General features: G+C 70.9%; 14 protein-coding genes and 1 pseudogene. 6 read left to right on the top strand and 9 right to left on the bottom strand.

Translation table 11 applies throughout. From position 1 onward, the window contains the following. Positions 1–26: 26 nt before the first annotated feature. From EAS64_RS40565 to EAS64_RS40555, 3 genes and pseudogenes are all read right to left on the bottom strand, one after another. Positions 27–776: an arginase family protein gene (locus EAS64_RS40565; RefSeq protein WP_145862035.1), complete on the bottom strand. Its 750-nt coding sequence runs from the start codon at positions 774–776 to the stop codon at positions 27–29. Positions 777–800: 24 nt separating this feature from the next. Then, positions 801–1,985, bottom strand: a pseudogene (locus tag EAS64_RS40560) (RNA-guided endonuclease TnpB family protein); the annotation flags it as partial. 446 nt (positions 1,986–2,431) lie between these two features. Next, the gene (locus EAS64_RS40555) at positions 2,432–2,920 is read right to left on the bottom strand and encodes a carboxymuconolactone decarboxylase family protein (protein WP_145862033.1); all 489 of its coding nucleotides are present in this window, start codon (positions 2,918–2,920) and stop codon (positions 2,432–2,434) included. Positions 2,921–3,105: 185 nt separating this feature from the next. On the opposite strand from EAS64_RS40555, the gene EAS64_RS40550 reads away from it, so the two are divergent. Together EAS64_RS40550 and EAS64_RS40545 are read left to right on the top strand one after the other, a co-directional pair. Then, positions 3,106–3,993 (top strand): RNA polymerase sigma-70 factor, encoded by an 888-nt coding sequence (locus EAS64_RS40550; protein ID WP_145862032.1) that lies wholly within the window; start codon positions 3,106–3,108, stop codon positions 3,991–3,993. A 158-nt stretch (positions 3,994–4,151) separates the two neighbouring features. Continuing rightward, the gene (locus EAS64_RS40545) at positions 4,152–5,390 is read left to right on the top strand and encodes a serine/threonine-protein kinase (RefSeq protein ID WP_187366537.1); all 1,239 of its coding nucleotides are present in this window, start codon (positions 4,152–4,154) and stop codon (positions 5,388–5,390) included. A gap of 114 nt (positions 5,391–5,504) precedes the next feature. Here EAS64_RS40545 and EAS64_RS40540 read toward each other — a convergent pair whose 3' ends face one another. The 5 genes from EAS64_RS40540 to EAS64_RS40520 form a co-directional block, all read right to left on the bottom strand. Then, positions 5,505–5,972, bottom strand: coding sequence for a universal stress protein (locus EAS64_RS40540; RefSeq protein ID WP_145862030.1), 468 nt, complete (start codon positions 5,970–5,972; stop codon positions 5,505–5,507). A 158-nt stretch (positions 5,973–6,130) separates the two neighbouring features. Beyond that, on the bottom strand, positions 6,131–6,979 hold the full coding sequence (locus EAS64_RS40535) for a slipin family protein (RefSeq protein ID WP_145862029.1): 849 nt from the start codon (positions 6,977–6,979) through the stop codon (positions 6,131–6,133). Positions 6,980–7,225: 246 nt separating this feature from the next. Then, positions 7,226–9,037 carry a GAF domain-containing sensor histidine kinase gene (locus EAS64_RS40530; protein ID WP_145862028.1) on the bottom strand — a complete coding sequence of 604 codons (1,812 nt, stop codon included), beginning with the start codon at positions 9,035–9,037 and terminating at the stop codon, positions 7,226–7,228. Between the two features lie 362 nt (positions 9,038–9,399). Continuing rightward, positions 9,400–9,828: a universal stress protein gene (locus EAS64_RS40525; protein ID WP_187366536.1), complete on the bottom strand. Its 429-nt coding sequence runs from the start codon at positions 9,826–9,828 to the stop codon at positions 9,400–9,402. Between the two features lie 227 nt (positions 9,829–10,055). Next, complete coding sequence (locus EAS64_RS40520) at positions 10,056–10,760, bottom strand: alpha/beta fold hydrolase (protein ID WP_246116120.1); 705 nt, start codon at positions 10,758–10,760, stop codon at positions 10,056–10,058. Positions 10,761–10,992: 232 nt separating this feature from the next. On the opposite strand from EAS64_RS40520, the gene EAS64_RS40515 reads away from it, so the two are divergent. After that, a complete protein-coding gene (locus EAS64_RS40515) occupies positions 10,993–11,814 on the top strand; it encodes a GOLPH3/VPS74 family protein (protein ID WP_145862025.1) in 822 nt (273 codons plus the stop codon). A gap of 115 nt (positions 11,815–11,929) precedes the next feature. On the opposite strand, the gene EAS64_RS40510 is transcribed toward EAS64_RS40515, so the two are convergent. After that, positions 11,930–12,688 (bottom strand): class I SAM-dependent methyltransferase, encoded by a 759-nt coding sequence (locus EAS64_RS40510; protein ID WP_145862024.1) that lies wholly within the window; start codon positions 12,686–12,688, stop codon positions 11,930–11,932. Between the two features lie 178 nt (positions 12,689–12,866). Between EAS64_RS40510 and EAS64_RS40505 the strand changes: the two genes are divergently transcribed. The 3 genes from EAS64_RS40505 (at position 12,867) to EAS64_RS40495 (ending at position 15,787) form a co-directional block, all read left to right on the top strand. After that, positions 12,867–13,733, top strand: coding sequence for a TauD/TfdA family dioxygenase (locus EAS64_RS40505; RefSeq protein WP_145862023.1), 867 nt, complete (start codon positions 12,867–12,869; stop codon positions 13,731–13,733). Positions 13,734–13,846: 113 nt separating this feature from the next. Continuing rightward, on the top strand, positions 13,847–14,974 hold the full coding sequence (locus EAS64_RS40500) for an ABC transporter substrate-binding protein (RefSeq protein ID WP_145862022.1): 1,128 nt from the start codon (positions 13,847–13,849) through the stop codon (positions 14,972–14,974). Between the two features lie 6 nt (positions 14,975–14,980). Further along, complete coding sequence (locus EAS64_RS40495) at positions 14,981–15,787, top strand: ABC transporter ATP-binding protein (protein WP_145862021.1); 807 nt, start codon at positions 14,981–14,983, stop codon at positions 15,785–15,787. Positions 15,788–15,797 lie beyond the last annotated feature (10 nt).

Raw genomic sequence — 15,797 nt, 5'->3', positions numbered from 1 at the left:
GGCCGCGCCTAGGCCGGCCCTGCTGGTCAGTTGGCGGCGAGCACGGATTCCAGGCGGTCGCCGACAGCAGCGGCGGCGTCGTGGCCGGGATGCCAGGTGCAGGCGATGCCGACCGCGGCAACCCGGCCGGTCGCCAAGAGCATGCTGAGCGCCGCGGTGACCTGCGCGCAGTTCGGGCCGCCTGGCGCCGGATAACGCAGGCCGGGAACGCCAATCGGGTCGATGACGTCAAGGTCGAGGTGCACGTAGAGCGGCCCGTCAGGCAGCTGTGCCGAGGCGAGGCCAACGACCTCGGCGCGGCTGATGCCCGAGCCTTCCAGGTAGGCGACCTCGGGCGGGTCGAGGTCCCTGGCACCCGCGAGCACCACCCGGTGCTCGGGAACCGGTCGCAGTCCGAGCCGAGAGGCGACCCACTCCGGCCGGTAGCCGAGGAGCATCCGCAGCGCGAAGCCGCCCACAAAGCCGGAGGCAGTGGTTTCCAGCGTCTGCACATCGCCATGCGCGTCGAACCAGACCACCGCCGGGTCAATGCCCGCGCGCTGCAATCCGGCCACCGTGCCGAATGCGGTGGTGCAGTCGCCGGAGACCACGACAGGGCGCTCGCCGCGGCCCGCCGCCACGGCCACGGCGTCGGCGACAGGAGCCAAGAGCGCCGCGAGCCGGACCCAGGTATCTCCGGCTGGCAGATCGGACAAGATCACGTCGTCCCCTTGGAGGGGCAGGTCCAGCTCTGGTAGGTACTCGCCGAGGAAATGTGGAACCCGCAGCACGGTCACCCGACCACGCTAGTGCATCTGCATTTAAGTCCTTGACGGGGTGTCTCGGGCTTGCGTGCTCCTCGCGGTTTCCGCGAGCGACTCCCCCAGTGCCTCCCCGGCCGGGTGGCGCGGGCGTGGGGGCGGGCCGGTGCCGGCCAGGTGCCTCCGGGGTGCGGGCCATGATGGGGGCCTGCGCCGGGGGTCACGCCGCGCGTTAGGTCCTGCGCCTGGCAGGTTCCGTCCCGCACGACGGTGCGTGACCCCGGTCCCGCGGGGGACCGGGGGGATGATCCCGCCGCCGGGAACCCGGGCGGCGATGTTCGCGGCGCCGACAAGGTCACGGTGGCCGCTTTGCCCGCAGTGCGGGCACGTGAAGACTCTCCCCGTGGGCTTGGGGATCCTGCGAGCGCAGGCAGGGCAGGTCGAGGACGTGCCCCGCTCGTCCACCCTGTGCACCGTGATGCCGGCTGCGGCCGCTTTATCGGCCAGGGCTTGGGCCAGCTGCCCGGGCGCCCAGTCCCGGACCCGCTTGTTATGCCGCGGCCCCGCGTCCAGCTTCAAGACCCCGGCGGGGTCGCCGACCACCAGGGTGCCGATCTGGTTCTGCACAGCCCAGGTAACGACCTCGCGGGCGGCCTCGTGGCGGACCTGGACGACCCTGCGGGCGTGGCGGGCGTCGGCGGCCCTCTGCCGCCGTCGGTGCTTACGCCAGCGCCGTGAACCCTTCTGCCCGGGCTTTGGGGCGCGGGCAGCGGCGGCGTGGGAGCGGCCCTTGCGGTCACGCAAGTGCTGACGGTGCTCGGCCCGGACCGCCCGCCCGGACACCAGCAGCCCTTCACCGCCGGGGCCGGCGACCGCGTAGGGGTGGATGACGCCAAGGTCAACCCCGGCGACCCGGGCCGGGTCCGGCCCCTCACCTGGCGGGTAGACCGCGACGGGCACCTCGGCGGTCACGTCCGCGTACAGGCGCCCGTCGGCGAAGCCGAGCCTGACCGAGCGGATCTGCTCTACAGGGGAGGGAACGTCCCGGTCCAGGCGCAGCACCAGGCCGGGGCAGCCGCGGGCGACCGGGACCGTCAGCTCCCGCCCGCTGAGGGTGAAGGTGCCGTGGTACCACGAGACCGGGACCAGGGAGCGTCGGCGACGCGGGTAGCGGGCCGTCAGATCCCCCGCCTTGCGCCGCTTCGCCGCGGCGAACCAGGCGGAGGAGTAGCGGCTCAGCACCGAGCGCGCCCCGGCGGCGTCGAGTTCCCCGAACGTGCCCGGCCGTAGACAGCTCCCGGCACAGCGCCTGGAAGCCGACTACCGGGCGGTGGCCGCGCTGGCGACGCCACCGGTTCAGTTCCAGCACGGAGCACCACACGTCGCCCGCCGACCGCAGCAGCGCGAACAGCCTGCCCCGTTGGGCAGGAGTGGCGCGCAGCCCGCACCGGGCGGTACGCAGCACCACCTTTGGGCCCCCCGGGTCGCGTTTCCTCGGCATGCGCACCACGGAACCACGGCCCACTGACATTCCAGGGCCGTACTGCTGCCGACTTCGCGACCTCCGGTCACCCGATGTGACCGCCACCCTGGAAGGCAACCGGGAAGGAACTTATGAGTTTCTACTAGCAGCCTTACGCGGCCCGGCCCCGGCCGAATGGTCCGGGGCCGGGCCGCGATCGCGCCGCTCGTCAGCTGGTCAGGCTGGCGAGCATGCCGGGCTGGTAGGAGCCGCCCTTCTGCCGGACGATCACGCCGAGCCGGTTGGCCGCGTTGATCATGGCGACCAGGCAGACGAGCGCGGCGACCTGGTCATCGTCGTAGTGCTTGCGGACCTGCGCCCAGGTCTCGTCGGAGACGCCGTGGCTGGCGTCGCCGAGCCGGGTGCCCTCCTCGGCGAGCGCGAGCGCTGCCTGCTCGGCCTCGGTGAACACGGTGGTCTCCCGCCAGGCGGCGACCAGGTTGAGCCGGACCGCGGTTTCGCCTGCCGCCGCTGCCTCCTTGGTGTGCAGGTCCGTGCACCAGCCGCAGCCGTTGATCTGGCTGGCGCGCAGCCCGACCAGTTCCTGGGTGGACCTCGGCAGCGTCGACTGCGCGATCACCATGCTGGCGCTTGCGAACCGCTTGCCGAACCTGGCGCCGAGCTCGTTGCTGAACATGTCGAACCGGGATTCCGTCATTTCGTCTCGTCCTCACTTGTGGGTCGCCGGACTGTACGAACACGAGATGCTGCCGCCGCGCCGCTTGTGACAGTGCCGCAGAGGTGACGTGGCACACACGGAGCAGCTGCCCTGCCGCTGTCACATCACGGTGGAGTGCGGTGTCTGGTGGGTATACGCCGTCGAGAGTTGAAGGAGAGCCAGCCATGGCAGGCATGGACCCCGCCACCGAGGCGTTCCTCGCCCACCGCAATCTGCTCTTCACCGTCGCCTACGAGATGCTCGGCTCGGCCGCCGACGCCGAGGACGTCTTGCAGGAGACCTGGCTGCGCTGGGCCGGCGTCGACCTGGATGCCGTGCGGGACCAGCGCGCGTACCTGGTTCAGGTCACCACGCGCCAAGCGCTGAGCCGACTGCGCACGCTCGGCCGCCGCAAGGAGTCGTACGTCGGCCCGTGGCTGCCAGAGCCGCTGCTCACCGCGCCCGACGTGGCCGAGGACGTTGAGCTCGCGGACAGCGTCTCGATGGCGATGCTGCTGGTGCTCGAGACGCTCACGCCGACAGAACGAGCGGTGTTCGTGCTGCGCGAGGTGTTCGACCTGCCCTACGACGAGGTCGCCGAGGCGATCGGCAAGAGCCCGGCCGCGGTCCGGCAGATCGCCCACCGGGCGCGGGAGCACGTCGCGGCGCGGCGGCCGCGCGGGCCGGTTTCCCCGGCGCAGACCCGTGACGCGCTCCAGGCCTTCCATCTGGCGACGGAGACGGGCGACCTGCGGCACCTGCTCGACATCCTCGCGCCCGACGTGGTCTTCCTCGGCGATGGCGGCGGAATCGTCGAGGCCGTTACCACGCCGATCGTGGGCGCCGACCGGGTGGCTCGCCTGCTGACGATCGGTCTCGGCAGGATCGCCGGCGTCGCCGCGGTGGAGCCCGCGCAGGTCAACGGCTACCCCGCGCTGATACTGCGGTTCAACGGCGAGGTGGACACCGTCATCGCGCTGCGCGTCGAGGAGGGTCTCATCACCGGGCTGTACGCGGTGCGCAACCCCGAGAAGCTGTCCCGCCTGGAGCAGGCGACCAGCCTGCGCCGCTGACTCCCGCTACATCACGGAAACCGAAAGCCCGGCCGCCATCGAAGCTCGCGATCCTAAACGCAACATTCGTTAGTAATCTGAGTAGGAATGCTCGTTAGCGTCCGTATTCGCCGGGTACACGGGGCGACATGGATGTGGCTGGGGCAGAGCGCTTGATCATGGGAAGATACCGGCTTGGCACGGTCCTCGGCCGTGGCGGCATGGGCGTCGTGTGGGGAGCTCGGGATGAACTCCTGAGCCGTGACGTGGCGGTGAAGGAGCTGGTCTGGCCGGCTTCCTGGTCCGCGGAGGAACGGCTCGCCGCGTGCCGCAGGGCCACCAGGGAGGCTCAGGTCGCCGCCAGGCTCAGTCACCGCAATGTGGTGCGGGTCTTTGACGTTGCCGAGGAAGACGGCCGCCCCTGGATCGTCATGGAACTTCTTCCGCCAGGCTCGCTGCGCGACATGATCGACCAAGAGGGTCCGCTCAGCCCGGAGCATGCGGCCAGGATCGGCCTCGACATCCTCGCCGCGCTGCGGGCCGCGCACGCGGAAGGCATCGTGCACCTGGACGTCAAGCCGGCGAACATCGCGATCGCGCCGGACCGGGCGGTGCTGACAGACTTCGGCATCGCGCGGACCGTCGGCCCCTCGACCATCACCGCGGGCCTGCTGATCGGGTCGCCGTGCTACATCGCACCGGAGCGCGCCAGGGGCGGACGGCCCAAACCCGCGTCGGACCTGTGGAGCCTGGGTGCGTCGCTGTACGCGACGGTCGAGGGCCACGCGCCGTTCGACAGGGATGGCGACGCGCTCGCCAGCCTGACCGCCGCGGTCGCTGACGAGCCCGAGCTTGCCATCCACGCCGGCCCGCTGCTCTGGCCGGTGATCAGCGGGCTGCTGCGCAAGAACCCGGACGAGCGTCTTGACGCCGCGGCGGCCGAGCGGATGCTCCGCCGCGTGGCCTATCCGCCTGCGATGGCCGCGACTCCGCCTGCGATGGCCGTGACCAGCCCCGCCGCACCTAAGACACGGCGATCCTTGCTCTCCGCGGCCGCGCTGGCCATCGTGGCGTCCGGCATCTCTGCCGGGTTCGCGCTGAATGCCTCGCCACGGCACGCGACGGCCGCCGGCTTGCCGGCCGCGGCAAGCACGCCAACTCCGCACGGCACGCACCCCAAGGCACCGGGAGCTACCCGCGTGTCCGACCGGCCGCGGCAGACAGCGCCCATTCGGTCCGCCACCTCGCCGGCCGCCAGGGCCGCGACCGGACACGCCGCCGCCAAGGACGGACTCGCCGTCCAGACGGCCAGCGTCGTCCGCGCCGCACCGCACCGCGCGGCGCCTGGCAAACGGCACGCACATCACGCTGGCGGCCCGCCCGGAGCAGGGCATGGCAAGGGGAAGGGCAAGGGCTAGCGCAGCCGTTGCGCAGCTGACCTCAGGCCTGCATCATGCTGGCTGCGCGCGTGCGCCTTAACGCGCTGCGACGGGATCATGCTCGCTGCGTGCGCGGCGCCCTCCCCCGGCCGGTCAGTCATGGTCATTGCCGCGGATCACGACAACGGGGCAGCGCGCGTGATGCACGCAGTGCTGGCTGACCGAGCCGAGCAGGGCCTCGGTGAATCCGCCGTGCCCGCGGCTGCCCACCACCAGGAGGTCGGCGTCGGCGGAGGCATCCAGCAGCACCTGCGCGGGATTGCCCTCAACGGCGCGGGCGTGCACGGGGACACCGCTGCCCGGGTCGACGGCGCTGCTGATCGCGTCGGCAAGGACCTTCTCCGCGTTCTCCTTGAAGTCAAAGCCTCCTGCCGTAACCATTGGTGCCACTCCGTAGCCGCCGCCGACGATGACCGGGTAGTGCCAGGCGATCACCGCATCCACGGCCGCGCCGGTGAGCCCGGCCTGCCGGACCGCCCAGCGCAGGGCGCTCAGCGACGAGGGCGAGCCGTCGACCCCCGTCACGATGCGGGACTCGGCGCGGTGTTCGTGTCCTGGCATTCGCTGCTCCTCTGTATCGGTCTCGGCCGGTTCCTGCCGCGGCGTCCCGCCGGTGCCAACTTGCCTCGGCGGTTCCGCCGGCGGCCGTTCACCGGGTCTCTAGGCGGGCGGGAGCCCTGGAAATGCTTGCCTCCGCGGAAGGCCGCGGTCCTGGCCACCTATGCGGCCTGGGTGACTCCTGCCGGTGCCGGCACGGGTGCGGGCGCGGTGCTGAGGGACGCTGCCGCGGTGCTCGCGGCGGCCTTCTCGCGGGCGAGGAAGGAGCCGAGCTCCTCGATGGTGCTCATCAGCGGGGCGGGGAACACCACGGTGGTGTTCTTGTCCACGCCGATCTCGACCAGGCTCTGCAGGTTGCGCAGCTGCAAGGCGAGGGGGTGGGACATCATGGTGTCGGAGGCGTCGCCCAGCGCGGCGGCAGCCATTGCCTCGCCCTCGGCGTTGATGATCTTGGCCCTCTTCTCCCGCTCGGCCTCTGCCTGCCTGGCCATGGCGCGCTTCATGCTGTCGGGCAGCTGGATGTCCTTGAGCTCTACCAGGGTCACCTCGACGCCCCAGTCGACAGTGGTGACGTCCAGGATCTGGCGGATGTCCAGGTTGATCTGGTCGGTCTCCGACAGGGTCTGGTCGAGGGAGTGCTGGCCCACGACTTTACGGAGCGTGGTCTGGGCGATCTGGTCGATGGCGGCGCGGACGTTCTCGATCGCGACGACCGACTTCACCGCGTCCGTCACCCGGAAGTAGGCGACCGCGGACACGTCGACGCTGACGTTGTCCCTGGTAATGATGCCCTGGGACTGGATCGGCATCGTGACAATCCGCAGCGACACCCGGTGCAGCACGTCGATGAACGGGATGATCAACCGCAGCCCCGGGTTCCGCGGGCCCCGGACCCGGCCGAGCCGGAACAGCACGCCCTGCTCGTACTGCTTGACGATCTTCAGCGCCATCGCCAGCCCGATCACGACCAGCACCGCGACGATGACAAGAACGATGACCAGAACTTTCATGACGAATCCCCTCATATTGCCTTGAGGCCAGCATCACGCCGCAGCTGCTGGCTGGTCAGGGGCGAAGGTCCCCAATAGCGGCCCTCCCAGCCCTCCCGGCCCCGCGGACAGGCTGGTGACCAGTAGTCCCAATGCCAGTCATCCAGCGGGCTCGCCAAGGCCAGCCGCAACGGGAGCGCGTGGCCGCGCGAAGGTCATCATGGAGCCGGATCGCAGCCATCGCCGCGGCGGCTCTGCAGCCGGTGCCTAAGCCTGCTGCAGGCCAGGCTGTGGTGGCTGGTGCAGGCGGGCCGTCCAGGTCAGGCGGGTGCCGCCGCCGGCGGGGGCGGTGTGCTCGAAAGTACCGCCGTTGCGCTTGGCGCGGCGGCGCATGCTGGCCAGGCCGCTGGAGCGAGCGGGCGTGCCGAGGCCGATGCCGTTGTCGGTGATGTCGAGGGTGACTAGCCCGTCCTGGAGCACCAGGGAGACGGCCACGGCACTGGCGCGGGCGTGGCGGGCGCAGTTGGACAGGGCTTCGCGGGTGACGGCGAGGATGTCGTGGGCCAGCGCCTCGTCCGGGCCGGCGTCGAGCGGGCCGGCGAAGCTGACGTCGGCGGTGAAGCCGAGCTGCGCGGTGTGCTCGTCGATGATCTCCATCACTCGGGCGGGCAGCCCGGCAGGGACCTGACGGGGCTGCTGAAGCCCGAAGATGCTGGTGCGGATCTTCTTGATGACCTCATCAAGGGTGTCCACGTAGCCGCTGACCAGCGCCGCGGCCGCGGGATCGGAGCGGGCGGCATGGCCTTGCAGTGTCATGCCGAGGGCGAACAGCTCCTGGATGACATGGTCGTGCAGGTCGCCTGCGATCCGGTCGCGGTCTTCGGCCTGGGCCAGCATGATCTGGTCGGCGCGGGCCTGGGCGAGCTCCATCGCCACGGCGGCATGGGCGGCGAAGGACGCGGCCATGTCCAGGTCCGTGCCGGTGTATCCCGGGCGCGAGGCCAGCCGGCCCAGCATCAGGGCGCCGTGGACCTGCTCGCTGGCGGCCAGCGGGACGATAACCAGCGGGCCAGTGCCGGCACCCAGCGCAACGGCGATCGCCTCGCGGCCCTCGCCGGTGACCAGGACGGGCTTGCCGGTGCGGATCGCCTGCCCGGCTGGTGAGTCCGCCAGCGCCGCTGTCTGGTTGAGCATCCCGGCGGCGAGCACTCCGGCGACGCTCGTGACGATGACCTGGTCCGCGCCGCAGGGCACTGTCAGCGTGGCGAAGTCAGCGTCCGCGGCGGCCGCGGCGAACCGGGTCATCAGCGCGTGCGGCTGCATTGCCTCCCCGGACAGCAGCAAAGGCGTAAGCTCAGCGGAGGCATCCAGCCAGCGGCGGCGCTGCTCGGATTCGGCGAACCGCCGTGCGTTGGCGATTGCCGCGCCGGCGGCCGCGGCCAGCGCGATCGCCAGCTGCTCATCGTCGGCGGTGAACTCCCCGCCCCGGAACCGCTCGGTGAGGTAGAGGTTGCCGAAGACCTCCTCCCCGATGCGGACCGGGACGCCGAGGAACCCGCTCATCGGCGGATGCCCCGGCGGGAACCCCGCCGATGCCTGATGACCAGACAGGTCATCGAGCCGCAGCGGGACCGGCTCGCTGACCAGCAGCCCCAGGATCCCCCGTCCCTTTGGCAGGTCACCGATCGCGGCGACCAGTTTTTCGTCCATGCCGGCGTGCACGAACTGTTCCAGTTCCCCGTCGCGGCCCAGCACGCCGAGCGCCGCGTACCGGGCACCGACAAGGTCTCGGGCCGCATCCACGATCTGCCGCAGCACCACCGGCAAGCTCAGATCCCCGGCGACCAGGGCGTTGGCGCGCAGCAGCCCGCGCAGCCGCCCCTGGGCAGCGAGCACGTCATCAGCGCGGTCCCTCAGCTGCACCAGCAGCTGATCCAGCTCCAGCCGCGGAATATCAGGAAAACCCAGCCCGTCCGCCGCGTCGGCGGCCTGGGCACCGCCCGGTGCTTCCGCAGCCGGCGGTGAGCGGAGCGCGTCTGCCCGCGCACAATCCGCGAGAACGTCAATTGCAGCACCCATAACCTCAGCCTCTTTCCGCGGTCACCTCATAGCGGCGAGGTCTAGGCCGGGCGGGCCGCAAACCCAGTTAACGCCATCAGCGAGCGGGGCACAAGGTCACGGCCTACCGGGCTCGTCGGCCCAAACGGCTGGCAGGGTACCCTGGGCAGGCAAAACGCGGGCACGCTCAGGCTTGCGGGCTGGCCTTCGCCATGCGCGTGCGCGCAGTCATTGTTTCGGGCATGGCAAGTTTTCTGGACCGCGACCGCAGCGGTCGCCCGTCTACCGGGCCCGTACCGGGCGGGGACATACCGCACGCTCCCGACGACACGCGGACAAGCCCCGGGAAGCGTTGTGCCACGGCCGCGGTCCGCGTCAAAGCCCTAGCGAACGATCAGCACAGGCCGGTCGGTCAGGTGGATGACCTTGTGCGCGGTACTGCCGAGGACCAGTCCGGCTAGGTCGCTGCGGCCGCGCGAGCCCATGACGATGATGCCGCAATCAAGCTCGATTGCGTCAGCGACGATCTCGCGCGCAGCGTAGCCGTACCCGGTGTTCTTTACCACGCCGTGGGCCTTGACTCCGGCTTGAGTCAAGATCTCGACGGACGCCTTGACCTCGGCCTCGGCCTCACTTGGGGTCTCGCGGGGAGGCAGCGCGCCGGCTCTGCCGCCCCACTCAAACTCGCGGAGGTGCAGCAGCCACACTTCGCCCTTGGACAGCTGGGCCAAATCCCGGGCCGCCAGGACCGCCCTGTCGGAAATCGGTGACTGGTCGACCGCCACCAGGATCTTCTCGTACACGACCCTCATCTCTCTCCTGTACGCGGGGATAAGGGCAAGCCTGCTGCTTTCCCTTTCCCCTTTCTTCATTACCGCCGTATTAGAACCAAATGAAGTGGCTTTGGTCCCGGACTTACGCCCTTTCGACATGGCGCCAGCCCCAGGGCACGTACGTACGGCTGGCGCGGCGTCCGGGAAGGGCGAAGCCGGTTCGTTTCTCGATCCACTTGCTGACGGCGAGGGACTCAGGTGAGACCTCAGGGCTGACTCAGCACCTCGCGCAGTGTGGCGGCGAAGGCGTCCGGCTTGCCGGTCTGGCCGTACTCGCCGCCGAGGAATCCGGCGTGGCCGCCGGGGAACGTGACCGGCGGCACGCCAAGCCGCTCGGCGACTGCGGTGGCGGCGCGCCCGGTGACCGTTGCGCCTGACTCTTCCCCGACACCCACGATGACGCGGGTGGCCGCCGCCCGGAGCGCATCGAAGTCGTGTCGGTACGCCGGGCACGACGGCATGTTCTGTCCCAGGAGCGGGTCGTCGCGCGAGCCGTCGTCGTCGGCGGGCAACCCGAAGGCCGCGGGATCCGGAGCAGGCCGGCTCAGGTAGTCGGCGGGAAGCGGGCCCTGCTGCATGACGACGTCGATGAACTTCGCCATCGCCGGCCCGTGGCCGCGTCGCTCGTACGTCTGGCGGATGTCCGCGCAGACGGCGAGGACCGTGTCGGCGTCGGGCAGTTCGCCGAAGGCGGGCGGCTCGTGCGCGACCAGCGTCCTGACCTGTTCCGGGTGCCCGGCGGTAAGCACAAGCGCGTTGACCGCGCCGCCGCTACTCGCGAAGATGTCCGCTGGCCCGGCACCGAGCGCGGCGATGAGCCGGTGCAGGTCATCGGCGTGCTCCTGCGGCGTGGTCACCGGGGCGCCATCGGTGCGCTGACTCCGCCCTGACGAGCGGGGGTCATAGGTCACGACCGTGCGGTCAGGGAAATGCCCGGCGAGCGTCGCGCGTCCAGCGTGTCGCTCTTCATCTCGGTCACCGATGGCTCCTTCCGGCGAGTTGGCTCTCTGTTAAGACGTGCCGGGCCAGCCGTAATCATCGCTCCGGCCGGGGGCGGCGCCGGTTGACGCCCGGCGCGGCGTCGAGACGACCCCCGCAGCGGCGCGGGGTGCCCGGCCGGCCGCGCGCCGTTATCGTCGGAACATGGACGAGCTTGGTGATGACCTCCTGCTGCTTGCCGCGCGCGCCGACGGCAGGCTGCCCATTGGGACCACGCTGCGCTTCGGGCTTGCCGGGTCGGAACTCGTCCGGCTCGCCGCCGCGCGCCGGGTCGATGTCGTGGGCGGCCGGATCGAGGTACTCGACAGCGCGCCGACTGGCGACGCGCTGCTCGATGACGCCCTGGGCAGCATGACCGGCGGCAGGCGTGGCGGGCCCACCGCGAAGGCCTGGGTGGCGCGTGACCGGCGGGGGCTCGTCGAGCGGTACCTCGCCAGGGCCGAGGCCACGGGGATAATCCGCGCGGAGCGGCGCAAGGCGCTTGGATTCATCCCGGTCACCCGGTGGACGGTCGTCGACAGCGGGCGGGCGGCGCAGGCGCGGGCACGGCTTGAGATCATCGCGGTGAGCACCGGCACCGTCGACAGCGCACAGGTGGCGCTGGCCGGGCTGGCCTCCGCGATCGAGGTGACCGGCATCGTGTTTCCCGGCAGGGCCGGAAGCGCGGCGCGCAAGCGGCTGCGGCAGGTGGCGAAGGGCGATGCGGCGAGCGCCGGCGTGACACGGGCGGTGACGGACGCGGCAAGCGACGATGCGGCTCGGGCGGCGAGCGACGCCACCAGGGCGGCCACCGCGGCGGCCACGGAAGCGGCGATCAGGGCTGCGACCGACGCCGCCGTCCAGGCCTCGGTCGACGCCGCAACGCAGGCCGCCACCCAGGCCGCGATCTCGGCCGCCACCGAGGCGGCGACCCACGCGGCGAGCCAGGCCGGACATCACGGCGGGGCGGCCGGCGGTCACCACTGACCGCAGCCGCTGACAGTCAACAGGCAACACGCAACAGGCAACAGGCAACAGGCAGCCGGCTGCCGCCCCGCGCGCCGACGGCTACCGCCGAACCCGACTCAGTCCGCCGGCCGGGTCAGGCGCGGCCGGTGGCTGCCCAGGCGACGGCGGTGATCTCCACGGCATCACCGGGGAGCAGGCGCCGGCAACGTTCACGCAGCGCGGCCGTGCGGTCTGGCGGAAGGGACGCTACGTAGTCACCGGCGGGACCGACGCCGAGCGTGAACCGCTGCCACCACTCGTCGAAGCCCGGGTGACGGACGCGGACGGTCAGCGTGCTTTCCCGCGTGCTGCCGAGCCCGGCCTCGGTGAACAGGCTGGCCAGGTGACCTTCGCGGACGCCGGGCAGGCCCGACTCGTCGGTGACAGCAGGATCTAGCTCGCGCGCCGCGGACCAGAACGCGGCGAGCGGCCCGCGCTCGCCCGCGTGATCCCACACGCATGCCGCGACAGTGCCGCCCGGCACCGTCACCCGGCGCATCTCCCGCAGGCCCCGCACCGGGTCGGCCATGAAATGGACGACCAGTTGCGCCATCGTGCCGTCGAACGCCGCGCCGGGAAAGGGCAGCTTCTCGGCGGCCGCCTGCCGGACATCCACGCCAAGCAGCCGTACCCGCACCGCTGCGGCGAACGACGCCGACGGTTCCGCGGCGCTGACGTTATCCGGGCCGACCCGGCTCGCCAGCTCAGCTGTCAGCGCGCCAGGGCCGCATCCCACATCGAGCACGCGCTGGCCGTGGCGGACCCCGGCCAGATCAGCGAACAGCGGCGCGAGCGGCTCGGAATACTGCCCCATGAACCGCGCGTAGGCGTCCGGGCTGACTTCGAAGCTCACGCCCGCCAACCTACCCCCCGGAGGCCGCCCGCGCCCGGCCGTGCGGCCGGGCCCGTCACGCCGGCCAAGCCGGCCGCGCCGTCGGGCATTGCACGGCGGAAACGCCGGTGAAACCCGGCGGGGTTAGCGTCGGGGCCAGAGGCAGCCGCATCCGTTCGGGATAATAAGGGGTTTTGGCATGGATTTCTCCCTGGCCAGCGTCGTTCCGCAGCGCGTAGGCAGCCCAGCGGAGGCGCGCGCCGAGGTTGGTGAGCGCGGCGCGGCGATCCTGCCCGGATGCCGCGACCAGGATGCCGCCCTGGCCGCCGGGCGGGCGTTTCTCGGCGGCGACCTGCGCCGGTTCGGGCTGCAGTTCGAGGCGACGAAGGCGAAGCAGGAGGCGGAGGCCGCCGTCGTCGACGACCAGCCGGCCGACGAGCGCGGCCGCAAGCGCCGGTTCACCGCGACGGCGGAGCGGATGACACCGCACAACGACGGATTCGGGTTCGGCGACTTCGGTCCCGACTACCTGTTCCTGTGGTGCGGGCGGCCTGACGGGTACGGCGAGGGCGCGTCGTTCTTGGTCGACGGGCTGCGCTTGCTCGAGGCGATGGCTGAGGACCCGGAGTACGCCCCGGTCGCCCGGTTCGCCTGGCACACCGAGATCGACCAGTCGGAGCCTAACTTCCCGCTCGCGGCGCACGCGCCCATCGCCCGGTGGCTGCCCGGCTCGGGCCGGGTTCAGGTCAGGCATCATCCCTTCCAGGCGCCGGTTCCCGGCCAGGCACCGCAGGACGAGGCGGCGCACGCGGCGCTGATCGAACGCTGGTCGCGGGCGGTGACGATGGCACGCGACGCCGGGCCGATGTTCCAGGCGGCGGCCGGGGACCTAATCTGCGTCGACAACTACCGGCTCACGCACGGCCGTGACGGCTACCGCGACCCCGCGCGGGTGATGCTGTCCATCTGGGGCTGGTCGGCGGCGGCGATCGCGGTGCCCGAGGGGCCGCTGGACATCGTCCGGCCGGTGATCCCGCCGGCCATGGCGGCGGGAAAGGCAACGTAACAACCATGACATATCCGGATCATTTGTTGGAAATTGCCCCACTTTAGCGTCGGCTCAATCCGGGCGCTATGGCGCGCCGTGCGCATAAAAGTGAGAGGGGCACTTTCGTCTCGATGGCTACCAATAGAACCTCCGCCACGGTGAACGTCGCGGACGCCGGCCTTGGCAGGCGGCGTCTGCTGATCGCGGGCGGACTGGCCGCGCTGGCCGGCCCGGTGCTCGCGGCCTGCTCAAGCTCGTCAAGCTCGTCGACGTCGTCCGCGGGAGCCACCGCCGACGCCTCGACAAGCGCGTCCTCGACCGCGGCGGCTGACCTGGGCGCGCTGAGCTATCGCCTGTCCTGGATCAAGAACGTGGAATTCGCCGGCTCCTACATCGCCGACAGCAAGGGCTACTACAAGGCCCAGGGCTTCAGCGCGGTCAACCTGATCGCGGGCGGCGCGTCGGCGACCCCGATGGAGGCCGACGTCCAGTCGGGCAAGGCCCTGTTCGGCGTCTCCTCCCCCGACATCACCGGCGCCGCGATACTCAAGGGCGCCGATTTGAAGATCATCGGCGCGCAGTACCAGAAGAACCCGTTCGCGATCATGTCGATGACCAAGTCACCGATCAAATCCGCGCAGGACATGTACGGCAAGAAGATCGGCGTGCAAGTCGCCAACACCTCGGTGTGGAGCGCGTTCATCAAGGCCGCCAAGCTTGACGCGTCCAAGATCAAGGTGGTCCCCGTCCAGTTCGACCCAACGCCGCTCACCCAGGGCACCGTCGACGGCTGGTTCTCCTTCATCACCAACGAGCCGAACGAGCTGCGCTCCAAGGGCTTCGACGTGACCACGTTCCTGCTCGCCGACCAGGGCTACCCGTTGGTGTCGGAGACCTACTTCACCAAGACAAGCACGATCTCGTCCACGCCCGACGTGGTCAAGGCGTTCCTGACCGCCGAGATCAAGGGCTGGAAGGACAACATCGCCAACCCGGCGCTCGGCGCGACGCTCACCGTGAACACCTACGGCAAGGGTCTCGGGCTGACCATCCCTGAGCAGACCCTGGAGTCCAAGTCGGAGAACGAGCTCATCCTCACCGCTGACACCACCAAGAACGGGCTGTTCACCGTCACCCCGGACCTGATCGAGGCCAACCTCAAGACGCTCGCCATCGGCGGGCTCGACTTCACCGCGGACAAGCTGTTCGACCTGTCGGTCCTCGAGGGGATCTACAAAGACGACCCGAGCCTGATCTGACCGACGATGACCATCGAGACCGCCGCGACCTCGACCGCCTCCGGGCTGTGCCTGACCGGCCTCCGCAAGGAGTTCCCGATGGGCCGCCGGAGCGTCGTCGCGCTGGACGGTGTCGACCTGGAGAGCCGGGAGGGGCAGTTCCTGTCCCTCCTCGGCCCTTCCGGGTGCGGCAAGTCCACCGTCCTGCGCATCCTGGCCGGCCTTGACTCCCCGTCGGCCGGCACCGCCCTGGTGCACGGCGAGCCGCCGGAGACGGCGCGCCGCCTGCACCACCTCGGCATCGCGTTCCAGGACAGCGCGCTGCTGCCGTGGCGCTCGGTCGCCGCGAACATCCGGCTGCCGCTGGAGATCTCCGGGCTGAAGGTGCCGCCCCCCGCCGTCGCGGACCTGATCCGGCTGGTCGGGCTCGACGGGTTCGAAAAGGCACGCCCCGCCCAGCTGTCCGGCGGCATGCGGCAGCGGGTGGCCATCGCCCGCGCCCTCGTGGTCGAGCCGAAGGTGCTGCTGCTCGACGAGCCGTTCGGCGCGCTCGACGACATGACACGGCAGCGGCTCAACCTGGAACTGCAACGAATCTGGGCGGCTCGCCCGGTGACCACGCTGCTCGTCACGCACGCGATCTCCGAGGCGGTGCTGCTGTCGGACATGGTCGCGGTCATGACGCCGCGCCCCGGCCGAGTGCTCAAGACCGTCCCCGTCGACCTGCCGCGGCCCCGCACCCCGGCGATGATGCGGACGCCGGAGTTCCACGCATACGCCGACCAGCTGTCGGAGCTGCTGTTCGGCGGCGGTGACCCGGGAGAAACCCCATGAGACAACCAGT

It is taken from the genome of Trebonia kvetii (genome assembly GCF_007827045.1).
Lineage (GTDB): Bacteria > Actinomycetota > Actinomycetes > Streptosporangiales > Streptosporangiaceae > Trebonia > Trebonia kvetii.
Note: the sequence above shows the minus strand (reverse complement) of the source record. Positions and strands in the feature narration are given on the sequence as shown.

Excerpts from the sequence above, each read along its gene's own strand:
- EAS64_RS40505 (WP_145862023.1), top strand. The coding sequence starts at position 12,867 with ATGGATTTCTCCCTGGCCAGCGTCGTTCCGCAGCGCGTAGGCAGCCCA.
- EAS64_RS40555 (WP_145862033.1), bottom strand. The coding sequence starts at position 2,920 with ATGACGGAATCCCGGTTCGACATGTTCAGCAACGAGCTCGGCGCCAGG.
- EAS64_RS40550 (WP_145862032.1), top strand. The coding sequence starts at position 3,106 with ATGGCAGGCATGGACCCCGCCACCGAGGCGTTCCTCGCCCACCGCAAT.
- EAS64_RS40515 (WP_145862025.1), top strand. The coding sequence starts at position 10,993 with ATGGACGAGCTTGGTGATGACCTCCTGCTGCTTGCCGCGCGCGCCGAC.
- EAS64_RS40540 (WP_145862030.1), bottom strand. The coding sequence starts at position 5,972 with ATGCCAGGACACGAACACCGCGCCGAGTCCCGCATCGTGACGGGGGTC.
- EAS64_RS40500 (WP_145862022.1), top strand. The coding sequence starts at position 13,847 with ATGGCTACCAATAGAACCTCCGCCACGGTGAACGTCGCGGACGCCGGC.
- EAS64_RS40545 (WP_187366537.1), top strand. The coding sequence starts at position 4,152 with ATGGGAAGATACCGGCTTGGCACGGTCCTCGGCCGTGGCGGCATGGGC.
- EAS64_RS40535 (WP_145862029.1), bottom strand. The coding sequence starts at position 6,979 with ATGAAAGTTCTGGTCATCGTTCTTGTCATCGTCGCGGTGCTGGTCGTG.
- EAS64_RS40530 (WP_145862028.1), bottom strand. The coding sequence starts at position 9,037 with ATGGGTGCTGCAATTGACGTTCTCGCGGATTGTGCGCGGGCAGACGCG.
- EAS64_RS40495 (WP_145862021.1), top strand. The coding sequence starts at position 14,981 with ATGACCATCGAGACCGCCGCGACCTCGACCGCCTCCGGGCTGTGCCTG.
- EAS64_RS40525 (WP_187366536.1), bottom strand. The coding sequence starts at position 9,828 with ATGAGGGTCGTGTACGAGAAGATCCTGGTGGCGGTCGACCAGTCACCG.